This is a genomic window from Rhizobium sp. 0TCS1.26 (assembly GCF_050455525.1).
Lineage (GTDB): Bacteria > Pseudomonadota > Alphaproteobacteria > Rhizobiales > Rhizobiaceae > Neorhizobium.
This window is the reverse complement of sequence record NZ_JBCIYV010000003.1, coordinates 738913-751418: the sequence shown is the minus strand read 5'-3', so window position 1 is coordinate 751418 and position 12506 is coordinate 738913. Positions and strand designations below refer to the sequence as shown.

Annotated in this window: 8 protein-coding genes; 7 read left to right on the top strand and 1 reads right to left on the bottom strand. The window is 63.2% G+C overall.

Annotation, left to right across the window (positions count from 1 at the left end; genetic code table 11):
- Positions 1-23: 23 nt before the first annotated feature.
- A complete protein-coding gene (osmF, locus tag AAIH46_RS17470) occupies positions 24-938 on the bottom strand; it encodes a glycine betaine ABC transporter substrate-binding protein OsmF (protein ID WP_430307283.1) in 915 nt (304 codons plus the stop codon).
- A gap of 428 nt (positions 939-1366) precedes the next feature.
- Between osmF and AAIH46_RS17465 the strand changes: the two genes are divergently transcribed.
- From AAIH46_RS17465 to AAIH46_RS17435, 7 genes are all read left to right on the top strand, one after another.
- A complete protein-coding gene (locus AAIH46_RS17465) occupies positions 1367-2200 on the top strand; it encodes an MBL fold metallo-hydrolase (RefSeq protein WP_430307282.1) in 834 nt (277 codons plus the stop codon).
- A gap of 143 nt (positions 2201-2343) precedes the next feature.
- Positions 2344-4077 carry an adenylate/guanylate cyclase domain-containing protein gene (locus AAIH46_RS17460; protein ID WP_430307281.1) on the top strand — a complete coding sequence of 578 codons (1734 nt, stop codon included), beginning with the start codon at positions 2344-2346 and terminating at the stop codon, positions 4075-4077.
- 34 nt (positions 4078-4111) lie between these two features.
- Positions 4112-5296 carry a DUF3095 domain-containing protein gene (locus tag AAIH46_RS17455; protein ID WP_430307280.1) on the top strand — a complete coding sequence of 395 codons (1185 nt, stop codon included), beginning with the start codon at positions 4112-4114 and terminating at the stop codon, positions 5294-5296.
- A 168-nt stretch (positions 5297-5464) separates the two neighbouring features.
- Positions 5465-6829 carry an adenylate/guanylate cyclase domain-containing protein gene (locus tag AAIH46_RS17450; RefSeq protein WP_430307279.1) on the top strand — a complete coding sequence of 455 codons (1365 nt, stop codon included), beginning with the start codon at positions 5465-5467 and terminating at the stop codon, positions 6827-6829.
- Positions 6830-7027: 198 nt separating this feature from the next.
- Positions 7028-9739, top strand: a complete 2712-nt coding sequence (locus tag AAIH46_RS17445) for an ABC transporter transmembrane domain-containing protein (protein ID WP_430307278.1) — start codon at positions 7028-7030, stop codon at positions 9737-9739.
- A 34-nt stretch (positions 9740-9773) separates the two neighbouring features.
- Positions 9774-10238 carry a cyclic nucleotide-binding domain-containing protein gene (locus AAIH46_RS17440; RefSeq protein ID WP_430307277.1) on the top strand — a complete coding sequence of 155 codons (465 nt, stop codon included), beginning with the start codon at positions 9774-9776 and terminating at the stop codon, positions 10236-10238.
- Between the two features lie 185 nt (positions 10239-10423).
- A complete protein-coding gene (locus AAIH46_RS17435; protein WP_430307276.1) occupies positions 10424-12493 on the top strand; it encodes an ATP-dependent helicase in 2070 nt (689 codons plus the stop codon).
- Positions 12494-12506 lie beyond the last annotated feature (13 nt).

The following is a 12506-nucleotide window of genomic DNA, read 5'->3' as shown; positions in this document are numbered from 1 at the left end:
GGCCAGGACCCTAACAGCACACGTTACTTCAGCAGACCGTTTTTGGTCAGGAAATCCTGGGCCACGGCCTTTGCCGGTTCGCCGCCCAGCTGGACCCGGCCGTTCAGATCCTGCAGCGTCTTCAGGTCGAGCTTCTCGAACACCGGCTTCAGCAGCGCTTCGATTTCCGGATGCTCCTTCAGCACCGCTTCACGGATCACGGGCGCCGGCTGATAGACCGGCTGGACGCCCTTGTCGTCTTCCATGACGAGCAGGCCGGACGGCGCGATGCCCCCATCGGTACCGTAGACCATGGCGGCGTTGGCGCCGTTCGTCTGGTTGGCCGCAGCCGCGATGGTCGCAGCCGTATCGCCGCCCGAGAGCGTGATCAACTGGTCGGGCTTGAGTGCAAAAGCATAGGTGGTCTGGAAGGCCGGCAGCGCTGCTGCCGAATTGACGAATTCGGACGAGGCAGCAAGCACCACTTTTCCGCCGCCCGCGACATACTTGCCGAAGTCCGACAGGGTCTTCAGGCTGTTCTTGTCAGCGATGTCCTGACGCACGGCGATTGCCCAGGTGTTGTTGGCGGTGGAGGGCGACAGCCAGACAAGCTTGTTCGCCTCGTAGTCCATCTTCTTGACGCTCTCATACGCCTGAGCGGCATTCTTCCAGGCGGGATCTTCCGGCTTGTTGAAGAAGAACGCGCCGTTGCCGGTGTATTCCGGGTAGATATCGATTTCGCCGGCAATGATCGCCTTGCGGACGACGGGCGTCGCGCCGAGTTGGATCTTGTCGGTGGTCTGGATTTTGTTGGCGTTGAGCACGGCGACGATGATGTTGCCGAGCACGCTGCCTTCCGTGTCGATCTTCGACGACACGACCACCTGGGCCTGTGCCTGGGCGGCGGCGAATGGAGCGACCACGCAGGCCACAGCAAGGATCTTTTTAAACGATAGCACTGTTTCTCTCCATCTGTCCTGAGCGGGTTTGATCGATTCCGGAAGCATAGGTGACGGTGATGTAGGGCGCTTCCGGCGCAAGACGAGTTCCCGTCAAAGGATTCTCTGCGTGCGCATTGGGATAGGCAATAGGTTGCTCGCAAACCCCTGCCGGAACCACCATCTATGAAGTAGCGCACGGGTCTCGCTCTTCTGCTCCGCCCGGCGCGCACAAAGCCTTTGATTCTCGCGCCGCGATAGGATTTCATCCGCCAAACCGGTCCGCAGTCTCCTTGTCACCATGGTGAGGACAGGAACGGTGAAGATCGCCGTCACGCCGTGGTCGAACTTGCAGCGCGTCTCCTTGTTGGGCCAAAGTCCGGGCCGGCTGAGGAATGGGTAAGGTTTTCTGGATAGTCTGATGGAGCGGGAGATGTGTTGAATGCGACATGACAGACAGTAGCTTTCAGATGAAGTTTTGGGGTGTCCGCGGCAGCGTGCCGGTATCGGGCCCGGAATTCGCGCGTTTCGGCGGCAACACTCCCTGCATCGAGGTTCGTTGCGGCAACAATCGCCTGCTCTTCGACGCTGGTTCCGGCATCCGGGAGGCGGGCCTCGACATGCTGGCGGACCAGACGACCGACGTCGATCTGTTCTTCACCCATTCGCACTATGATCACATCATCGGCCTGCCGTTCTTCAAGCCCATCTACAACCCGGCAATCACCGTCAACATCTGGTCGGGGCACCTCGCCGGGCAGATGACGACGCAGAAGCTGGTCAAGCAGTTCATCAGCCCGCCGTTCTTTCCGGTGCGGCTGGATATCTGCAAGGCATCCCTGGCGTTCCATGATTTTCGCGCCGGCGACATCCTGACGCCGCGGCCGGGCATCCACATCAAGACGTTTACCCTCAATCACCCCGGCGGCTGCATCGGCTACCGCATCGAATGGGGCGGCAAGTCGCTGGCGCTGGTCTTCGACATCGAACACCAGCCGGGCGTGCTCGACCCGACGGCGCTGGAGCTGATGGCCGATGCCGACGTCGCGGTCTACGATTCGGCCTTCACCGAATCCGAGATGGACCGCTATCGCGGCTTCGGTCACTCGACCTGGGAACAGGGCGTCAAGCTCGCACTGGAGGCGCGGACGAAGCGGCTGGTGCTCTTCCACCACTCGCCATCCCGCACCGATGGCGAACTGGCGCTGCTGGAGCGGCTGGCTCAGGAAGCCTTCCCCAACAGTCTCGCAGCCAGCGACGGGATGCTGCTCGACATCACCTGATCGGTGGATCACTGCGCATACGTCGTCCTTCCTGGGCGGGCGCCAATCCCGGCCTGCCCGAAATCCGCGACAATGTCGATTTACAGGCTTTCGGGAAACTGCCATTCGTGGCGGAAGATCATCGATCTTCAGAACCGGAGCACATGAGCGCATTCGCCAAATGGATACCGCTTACGGAGCGCCGGTTGCGCCGGGCACGGCTGGTTTCGGGACTGATCATCTATTCGTTCCTTCTGATGCATATGAGCAACCACGTCTTCGGGCTCATGTCCGTCGAGGCGGCCGACGACGCGCGTCCGATCTTCCTGTTCATCTGGCGAAACCCGCTCGGAACCACCGTCCTCTACGGCGCCTTCCTCATCCATATCGGCCTGACGCTTCGCTCGATCTACGTGCGGCGCAGCTTCGTGATGCCCAAGGGCGAGGCGCTGCAGATCATTCTCGGCCTGGCGATCCCGGTGATGATTATCGATCACATCCTTGCGACGCGGGTCGCCTCGCAGCTGTTCCGGCTAAGCGACAGCTACGAGACCGTCGTTCACCTGCTGTGGACGAAGTCGCCGATCAGCGGGTTGCGCCAGGCGATCGCCCTGGTGATCGTCTGGATCCACGGATGCATCGGCATTCACTTCTGGCTGCGGCACCGACACTGGTACCCCTCGGTCTGGCCGTGGTTCCTGACGCTTGCCATTTTGCTGCCGGTTCTGTCGCTGCTGGGCTTTGCGCAGATGGGCCGGTCGATGACGAACCCGACGTTCATGCTGAGCGGCTTTCCGGGCGGCTACTATGATCCGACGGTTCTGCCGGCGAATGCCGATAGCCAGCTGCAGATGATCCGTATCGCCGTCTATTGCAGCTTCGCCGGCGCGCTGCTGCTGGTCTTCGTCCTGCGCGGCATCCGCTGGTTCGGTGAGCGCGCCCATCTGGTGACCATCCACTATCCGACCGGCGAGGCGATCAGCGTGCCGCGCGGCTACACCGTACTTGAGGCAAGCCGCCTGGCCGGCAAGCCCCATTACGCGGTCTGCGGCGGCAAGGGCCGCTGCTCCACATGCCGCGTGCAGATCATCGCCGGCGAAGAGTCACTGCCGCCCGCCGAACCGCTCGAACAGAAGACCCTCGACCGGATCGGCGCCGGCAGCGGCATCCGGCTCGCCTGCCAGCTGCGGCCGAGCGCCAGCCTGACGCTTGCTCCCCTGCTGGTCGCCATGCCGGAACGGGCCGTAGTCGCCGAGGGATATGAATCCGTGCCCGGCCGCGAGCGCGAGATCGCCGTGCTGTTCTGCGACATCCGCAATTTCACCAGTCTGTCGGAAGCCCGCCTGCCCTTCGATATCGTTTTTCTGCTGAACCGCTATTTCGCCGTGGTCGGCCATGCCGTCGAGGCGTCCGGCGGGCGCATCGACAAGTTCATCGGCGATGGCGCCATGGCGCTGTTTGGCATCAGCGGTTCTGCGGCTGACGCCTGCCGGCAGGCGCTGGACGCAGCCGTCGCAATCGCCTCCGGCATAGACGAGCTGAACCGCCAACTGGCCGACGAACTGACGACGCCGTTGCGGATCGCCATGGGCATCCATGTCGGCCCGGCGGTCGTCGGAACCATCGGCTACGGCGCAACCCAGAGCCTGACGGCGATCGGCGATACCGTCAACGTCGCAAGCCGGCTGGAATCGGCGGCAAAGGAATTCGACTTGCCGCTGGTGATCTCGGAGCCGGTCGCTGAACTGTCGCAGATCGACGTCTCGTCGCTTGCGCGACGTGACATCGTCATCCGTGGGCGGTCGGTGCCGCTCAAAGTCTTCGCGTTCCACTCGGCCGGCGAACTGGCTCTGTTGCAGACATCAGCGAATAAAGTCCGGCAGCCCGACCGCGTCTGATGCGCAGCCCCCCGCGCCGTGCTAGCATCGGCACATGCGCACGATGGATGACGACGACTTCTACCAGTCCTTGCCGGTGCTTCTTCGCTTCGAGGAGCTTGCGGATGCGGCAAGCTATGCGCCTCTGCCGTCCGGATGGGTTCTAGCGCTCGCCGATATCGTCGGGTCGACCCAGGCCATCGCTCTCGGTCGGTACAAGTCCGTCAACATGGCGGGTGCCGGCGTCATCTCCGCCGTCCTCAACGCGCTCGGCACCCAGGATTATCCGTTCGTCTTCGGCGGCGACGGGGCGATGATCGCATTCCCCGGGTCGAGAACGGACGACGTGGGTGGCGCATTGAGCGCTGTTCGCGAATGGGCAGCCAGCGAGCTCGACCTGACGATGCGCGTCGCGCTGGTGCCGATCGAAGCCGTTCGAACCAATGGTTTCGACGTGGCGATCGCCCGCTTCGGCCCCAGTCAGCACATCTCCTACGCGATGTTCGACGGCGGCGGCACGAGCTGGGCGGAAGGCGAAATGAAGGCCGGCCGCTACCACGTTCCGGAAGGCCAGGCATCGGCGCCGGACCTCACCGGGCTGTCCTGCCGCTGGAGCCCGATCCCGGCGCGTAACGGCGAGATTGTGTCGATCATCGTCAAGCCCGCCTCGCCGCAGGCGGCACCGGCGTTTCAGGCACTCGCAGCCGCGCTGATTTCCGTGATGTCGGAACAGAGCCGCGACGGCCATCCGGTGCCCGAAGACGGGCCGCAGGTCGGTCTGATGGGCGGCGGGATGGCGCTCGAAACGTCAGCGGCGGCACCGACGGCCGGCGCGCGCCTGTCGAAGCGGCTCGTATACCTGCTGCAGATCGGCATCGTCTACATTTCGCATCGCTTCAACCTGTCGATCGGGCGCTTCGATGCCCGCCGCTATACGCGGGAGATCGCCGAGAACTCCGATTTCCGCAAGTTCGACGACGGTCTGAAGATGACCGTCGATGTCGACGAGCCCCACCGGCAGCGGCTGGAGGCGCTGCTGGAGCAGGCCGAACGCGACGGCATCTGCCACTACGGTCTGCATCGCCAGAACAGCGCGCTGATGACGTGCCTGGTTCTCAACCCCATGAGCCACGATCACATGCACTTCATCGATGGTGCCAGCGGCGGCTATGCCTATGCGGCAAGCAGCATCGCCGAGAAGCACTCCGGTGGCGCGAACAGGTTCAGCATGCCGGCCTGAGGCGCTCATGACACGATTGTCACAAGATCGGCGCGGCAGCCTTGTCTTTGCCACACAGAGTTCCGATCTAGATGTCCTGGCTGCCCGCCGCGGATCGTCCATCGATCGAAGCAGCGACGGTTTTCATGTCTCCGGCGCCAGGCGCCGATCGCAACGCAGGCTCCGCCGATGACCCGTACCGCTGGAAATGTCTCGACCATCTTCATGGACAATGTCGCGGACTGGCTGATCCGCAACGCGCTGGCCGGCCAGCCGCTGGAAGAGATCATCCGCGGCTTCTGCGATCGTATCGCTGCCGCCGGCATGCCGATCGTGCGCGTGCACCTGACGTTTTCGATGCTCCATCCGCTCTACGACGCCCTCGGTTTCACCTGGCGTGCCAAGAGCGGGCTGACGGTGGAAGGATACCGGCACGACGCCGGCAGCCCGGAGATCTTCCTGCGCAGCCCCTACTACCAGCTTCTGAGCAACGATCTCGACTACCTGCGTCGCCGGGTGCCGAAGGAAGGCCCTTACGAGTTTCCGGTGTTCGAGGATCTGCAGGAAGACAAGGTCACCGACTACATCGCCTTCATCCAGCCGTTCGGCGAACAATCCGTCCAGGGCATGATGGGCTCGTGGTCGACCGACGCCAAGGACGGCTTCAGCGACGACATGATCGCCGCCCTCCAGCGCATCCAGAACCATCTGGCGGTGGCGGCGAAGATGGCGGTGCTGGACAAGCTCGCCAACAACATGCTGACCACCTATCTCGGCGGCGATGCCGGCAAGCGGGTGATGAACGGCCAGATCCGCCGCGGCGACGGCGAGACCATCCGCGCCGCTCTGGTGATGGGCGACATGCGCAGCTCGACGATCCTTGCGGAGAAGGAAGGCCGGCAGGTCTATATCGATACGCTGAACGACTTCTTCGACGCCATCGCCGCACCGTTCAATCGCAACGGCGGGCAGATCCTGAGTTTCCTCGGCGACGGCTTCCTGGCCGTCTTCCCCTGCGATCGGCACAGCGAACCGTCCCGCCAAGCCTGCCAGGCGGTGATGGCCGCGGTGACCGTGGCGCGCAGCCGGGTCGCTGATCTCAACCGCCATCGCCACGAAAAGGGGCTGGCGAACATCGAATACGGGCTCGGCCTGCATGTCGGCAACGTCATGTTCGGCAATGTCGGCCTGCGCGACCGCCTGACCTTCTCTGCCTTCGGCTCCTCGGTGAACGAAGTGGTGCGCCTGCAGGAACTGACGAAGAAATACACAACCGACGTCATCGCCAGCAAGGCATTTTCCGGTTACGCGCGTGGCGACTGGTCGATGCTTGGCGTCGAAAAACTACGTGGCGTGCGCCAGAAGGTGACGATCCTCACGCCGGATACGGTGCAGAAGTCGCTCACCTCGGACGTGCGTGTAGAAGAGGCCGTCGCCGACCTGCGCCGCAATGCGCTGTCGGAAGCCGAACGGCTGATACTCCTGCACCGCGACAGCGCGCAGGGCGGCCAGAAGCGCCAGTCAGCCACCTGGTTGAACCGGCTGCTGCCCTGACCGGCGCCAGCCGCCGGGGCATTCCGCCGAGGTGGTGAGAGGCGGCCAGCTCCTTTGCCCCCGGTTGTTTTCCCGGCGGTCCGTGTGCAGCGCTTTTTTCGATTGCTTTCCCGCCCGGACGCGGCTCAAATCGGCAGGCTTGCGTCACGGGACGGAGCGGACTGAAGCACCAGGCCAACGAGGATATGTCTGACCCGGATGGAAAAAAGCCTCACGCGTTACATCTGGTCCAATACCTATAGTCAGCAAATCTGGATCCTGCTCGTCGTCGCAGCGTCGATGATTCCCTACTTCCTCGCCTTCGATCTTCCCAAGCAGATCGTCAACGGTCCGATCCAGGGCCAAGGCTTCGAGGATGTCGCCGCCACCAAGCCGTTCATGGACATTGCCTTCGACCTGCCGCTGGTCGGGCATCTTCAGCTGTTCGACGGGGTTGAGCTTGACCGTGTGGAGACGCTGATGGCACTGAGCGGCGTCTTCCTGGCGCTGGTCGTGCTCAATGGCCTGTTCAAGTTCTATATCAACACGTTCAAGGGCCAGCTCGGCGAACGCATGCTGCGGCGCATCCGCTTCGAGCTCGTCGACCGGATCCTGCGTTTCCCTCCCATCTACTTCAAGCGCGTCAAATCGGCGGAGATCTCGTCGATGATCAAGGACGAGGTGGAGCCACTCGGCGGCTTCACCGGCGACGCCTTCGTCCAGCCGGCGCTGCTCGGCGGCCAGGCGCTGACGGCGCTGTGCTTCATCATCGTGCAGAACTTCTGGCTCGGCATGATCGCCGCGGGCATCGTCTGCGTGCAGGCAATCATCATCCCGCGCATGCGCAAGCGGCTGCTGGAACTTGGCCGGCAACGCCAGCTGACGGCACGGCAGCTTTCGGGCCGCGTCGGCGAGATCGTCGACGGCATCCACACCATCCACGGGCACGATACATCAAACCTCGAACGGGCCGATATAGCCGCCCGCCTGGCGCTGATCTTCACCATCCGCTACGACCTCTACCAGTGGAAATTCCTGGTCAAGTTCATCAACAATTTCCTCGCCCAGCTGACACCGTTCCTGTTCTACGCGATCGGCGGCTACCTGGCGCTCCAGGGACGGCTCGACATCGGCCAGCTGGTGGCGGTGATCAGCGCCTACAAGGACCTGCCGGGGCCGCTCAAGGAACTCATCGACTGGGATCAGGCGCGCCAGGACGTGCAGGTGAAATATGCGCAGGTGGTCGAGCAGTTCGATGTCGACGGCCTGGTCGCACCGCAGGTGCAGGACGTGGTTGCGACAGCCATTCTGCCACTCTCGCATCCGCTGGTCGTCTCCAACCTGACGCTTGCCGACGACAGCGGCGCACGGCTCCTCAATCACGTCTCGCTGGAGATCGAACCGGACGAGACGGTCGCTTTGGTCGGACCGAATGGCGGGGGCGCCGAGGCACTGGCCGAAGCGCTCGGACGGATCGTCTGGCCGATGTCGGGAAGAATCACCATCGATGGCAAGGACATGCTGGAGCTGCCCGAATCGGTCACCGGGCGGCGCATCTCCTTCGTCTCGTCGGACGTCTACTTCTTCCACGGCACGCTTCGCGACAACCTGCTGTACGGGTTGAAACATGCGCCGCTGACCGAGGTGGAATACGGCGGCGCAAAGGCCCGCGGCTACAAGCGCGGGCTGATGGAATCGCAGCGTTCCGGCAATCCGGTGCTCGATCTCAACAGCGACTGGATCGACTACTCGGCAGCCGGCGCAAGCGGACCCGACGATCTGCTCAAGGTCATCCGGCCGGTGCTGAACGCCGTGCTGATCCTTCAGGACATCTTCGACCTGGCGCTGCGTTCGCAGGTGGACGTCGCATCGCATCAGGCGCTGACGGATCGCATCGTCGAAGTGCGCTCGGCGCTGCGGCGGCGCCTCGAGGACGAGGACCTGCAGGATGTGGTCGTGCCCTTCCAGCCGAGCGAGTACAACAGGCACGCCACGGTCGGCGAAAACCTGCTGTTCGGTACGCTGAAGCCGCTGGTGACGCGCCGGATGCTGGCGACCCATCCGCATTTCCGGGCGGTGATGGCCGAAAGCGGGCTCTCCGACGAACTCTATCAGGTCGGGCTTGCGATCGCAGAGAATGCCGTCGAGCTGTTCCGCGACCTGCCGCCCGACCACCCCTTCTTCAACCAGCTGACCTTCATGACGCCGGACGACCTGCCGACCTACGAGGCACTGCTGCAAAAGCTGCAGGGCACGACAGTCGACGAGGCATCGTCGGAGGATCGCAGCAGCATCATCCGGTTGAGCTTCTCCTACATCGAACCGCGGCATCGCTTCGGCCTGATGACCGAGGAGCTGATGGCGAAGATCGTCGCGGCACGGCAGCAGTTCTACAACGACATCCCGCAGGATCTCGCCGACAACATCGAACGCCACGACCCGCAGAAGTTCTCCGATTCCGCCTCGCTGATGGACAATGTGCTGTTCGGCCGGCTGGCCTATCAGGAGGCCGACACCTCGGACCGCATCCGCCAGATCATCCGCGACATCTTTGTCGAGCTGGATCTCGAGGACAATGTCCTGTCGATCGGCCTCGATTTCGACGTCGGCGCTCAGGGACGCAGGTTGACCAACGTCCAGCGGCAGAAGCTCAATCTGGCACGGGCTCTCTTGAAGCGCTCCGACTACTTCATCTTCAACCGGCCGCTGTCGGCACTCGACCAGCGCGTCCAGAACGGCATCGTCTCCCACATCCTCAACGACCTGCACGAGGACGGAAAGCGTCCGTCGATCATCTGGGTGCTGCCGAATACGGACTGCGCAGAACTTTTCGACCGTATTGTTGTTCTTGAAGGTGGCAATCTTGTCGAAACCGGCAGTTTCGAGGAGCTGAAGCATCAAAATGGGATGTTCAAGCAGCTACTATCGTAATATCGTTTCTTGGGGCAGGGAAAGGTAGAGTGCGATGCTATTGAAGGATGAGGTCGACATGCTGCGGCGCGTGCCGCTGTTTTCGCAGATCGCGCCGGCCAAGTTGAAGCTGCTTGCATTTGCTTCGGAACGTCTGAGCTGCCGCGAAGGCCAGAACCTCTTCCGCCAGGGCGATGCCGGCGATGCGGCCTATGTCATCCTGTCAGGCCATGCCGATGTGCTCGTACAGGCGCCGAGCGGCGAGTTGAAAGTCGCCGAACTTGAGCAGAACTCGATTGTCGGCGAGATCGCCATCCTTTGCGACGTGTCGCGTACGGCGACCGTGCGTGCGACGACCCGGCTTGAGGTGCTGAAAATCAGCAAGGAGAACTTTCTCGAGCTGATGAGCGACTTCCCCGACATGGCGGTCGAGATCATGCGGGTACTGGCCGACCGTCTCAACCAGACCACCGCCGAACTGACGGTTGCCCGAAGCCGCGAACCCAGCCTGGCGACCTGAACGTATCGACCCGCCGACGCCGCCGTTGATCCGCTGGATCCGCCGGAGGCTTGTCCACGAGCTTTGAAGCGCGTTGCCCGTCGATCGGTTCTCCCCCAGGATTTCCAAGCCTTGTAGATCTGCGTGTTGATCACGTTCCTTTTATGTTCTAATCCTCGTCCGATGATGCGGATGCAGGAACAGCAATGAGCGCGGCCTATCTCGACAAACTCAACGACCGGCAGCGGCTGGCCGTCGAGCATGGCATTTCCGAAGGCGGCGGCGCCAGCGCAAGACCGCTGCTCATCATCGCCGGCGCCGGCTCCGGCAAGACCAATACGCTGGCGCACCGGGTGGCCCACCTGATCGTCAACGGCGCCGATCCGCGCCGCATCCTGCTGATGACCTTCTCGCGCCGGGCCGCTTCCGAAATGAGCGGGCGCGTACAGCGCATCTGCCGGCAGGTGCTCGGCGCCAATGCGTCAGTCATGACGGACGCGCTCGCCTGGGCCGGCACGTTTCACGGCATCGGCGCGCGGCTGCTGCGCATGTATGCCGAGCAAATCGGGCTCGACGTGGATTTCACCATCCACGACCGCGAAGACAGCGCCGACCTGATGAACCTCGTCCGTCACGAACTCGGTCTGTCGAAGACCGACAGCCGCTTTCCGACCAAGGGTACGTGCCTGGCGATCTATTCGCGCGTCGTCAATTCCGAGAGCAGCATCCACGAGGTGCTGAAGACCTCCTATCCCTGGGTTGCCGGCTGGGAGGCGCAGCTGAAGGAGCTGTTCGCCGCCTATGTGGAGGCCAAGCAGATCCAGAACGTCCTCGATTACGACGACCTCCTCCTCTACTGGGCGCAGATGGTGTCGGATCCCGATCTCGCCGAAGATATCGGTGCCCGCTTCGACCACGTGATGGTCGACGAATATCAGGACACCAACCGGCTGCAGGCGTCCATCCTGCTGGCGCTGAAGCCAGATGGTCGCGGCCTGACGGTGGTCGGCGACGACGCGCAGTCGATCTACTCCTTCCGTGCCGCAACCGTCCGCAACATCCTCGATTTTCCAAAGTCGTTCCCGGCAGACCATGCGGACATCGTGACGCTCGACCGGAACTACCGCTCGACCCAACCGATCCTCGCCGCCGCCAACGGCGTGATCGATCTGGCACGCGAGCGCTTCACGAAGAACCTCTGGACGGAGCGCGAATCCGAACAGCGGCCGCTGCTGGTCACGGTGAAGGACGAGACCGAGCAAGGCGCCTACATCGTCGAGCAGGTGCTCGCCAACCGCGAGATCGGCATGACGCTGAAGAACCAGGCGGTGCTGTTCCGCTCTTCCAATCACAGCGGCGCACTGGAAGTGGAACTGACGCGCCGCAACATTCCCTTCGTCAAGTTCGGCGGCCTCAAATTCCTCGACAGCGCGCATGTGAAGGATCTGCTGGCAACGCTGCGGTTCGCCCAGAACCCGCGCGACCGGGTGGCCGGCTTCCGGCTCCTGCAGATGCTGCCCGGCATCGGGCCGCAGACCGCCGGCAAGATCCTCGACACGATCACCGCCGATGCCGAGCCGCTGATGTCGCTTGCCGAAATCCCGCCGCCGCCGAAGACCGGCGAGGCCTGGACCTCCTTCGTCGAACTGGTCACGACGCTGCGCAAGGCCGATGCCGGCTGGCCCGGCGAGATGGAGGCGGCGCGCCTCTGGTACGAGCCGCATCTCGATCGCATCCACGAGGATGCCGATACGCGCAAGGCCGATCTGCTGCAGCTGGAACAGATCGCCGCCGGCTACCATAACCGCGAGCGTTTCCTCACCGAGCTGACGCTCGATCCGCCAGATGCGACGAGCGACCAGGCGGGCGTGCCGCTTCTCGACGAGGACTACCTCATCCTGTCGACGATCCATTCCGCCAAGGGCCAAGAGTGGCGCGCGGTGTTCATGCTCAACTGCGTCGATGGCTGCATCCCCTCCGACCTCGGCACCGGCACGACGGCGGAGCTCGAAGAGGAACGCCGGCTGCTCTATGTAGGAATGACGCGCGCCCGCGACAGCCTGACACTGATCACCCCGCAGCGCTTCTTCACCCACGGCCAGAACAGTCAGGGTGACCGCCACGTCTATGCTTCGCGGACCCGTTTCATCCCGGCCACCTTGCTACAGTTCTTCGAAACGACGAGCTGGCCGAAAGTCAGCGCCGCCGCGTCCGAGCGTAACGCCCGACAGATCCGTATCGATGTCGGCGCCCGCATGCGGTCGATGTGGAAGTAGCACCATGGGGTCT

What these genes read in the sequence shown, in the direction of transcription:
- AAIH46_RS17440 (WP_430307277.1), top strand. Translation starts at nt 9,774, where the DNA reads ATGCTATTGAAGGATGAGGTCGACATGCTGCGGCGCGTGCCGCTGTTT.
- AAIH46_RS17435 (WP_430307276.1), top strand. Translation starts at nt 10,424, where the DNA reads ATGAGCGCGGCCTATCTCGACAAACTCAACGACCGGCAGCGGCTGGCC.
- AAIH46_RS17455 (WP_430307280.1), top strand. Translation starts at nt 4,112, where the DNA reads ATGCGCACGATGGATGACGACGACTTCTACCAGTCCTTGCCGGTGCTT.
- AAIH46_RS17460 (WP_430307281.1), top strand. Translation starts at nt 2,344, where the DNA reads ATGAGCGCATTCGCCAAATGGATACCGCTTACGGAGCGCCGGTTGCGC.
- AAIH46_RS17465 (WP_430307282.1), top strand. Translation starts at nt 1,367, where the DNA reads ATGACAGACAGTAGCTTTCAGATGAAGTTTTGGGGTGTCCGCGGCAGC.
- AAIH46_RS17445 (WP_430307278.1), top strand. Translation starts at nt 7,028, where the DNA reads ATGGAAAAAAGCCTCACGCGTTACATCTGGTCCAATACCTATAGTCAG.
- AAIH46_RS17450 (WP_430307279.1), top strand. Translation starts at nt 5,465, where the DNA reads ATGACCCGTACCGCTGGAAATGTCTCGACCATCTTCATGGACAATGTC.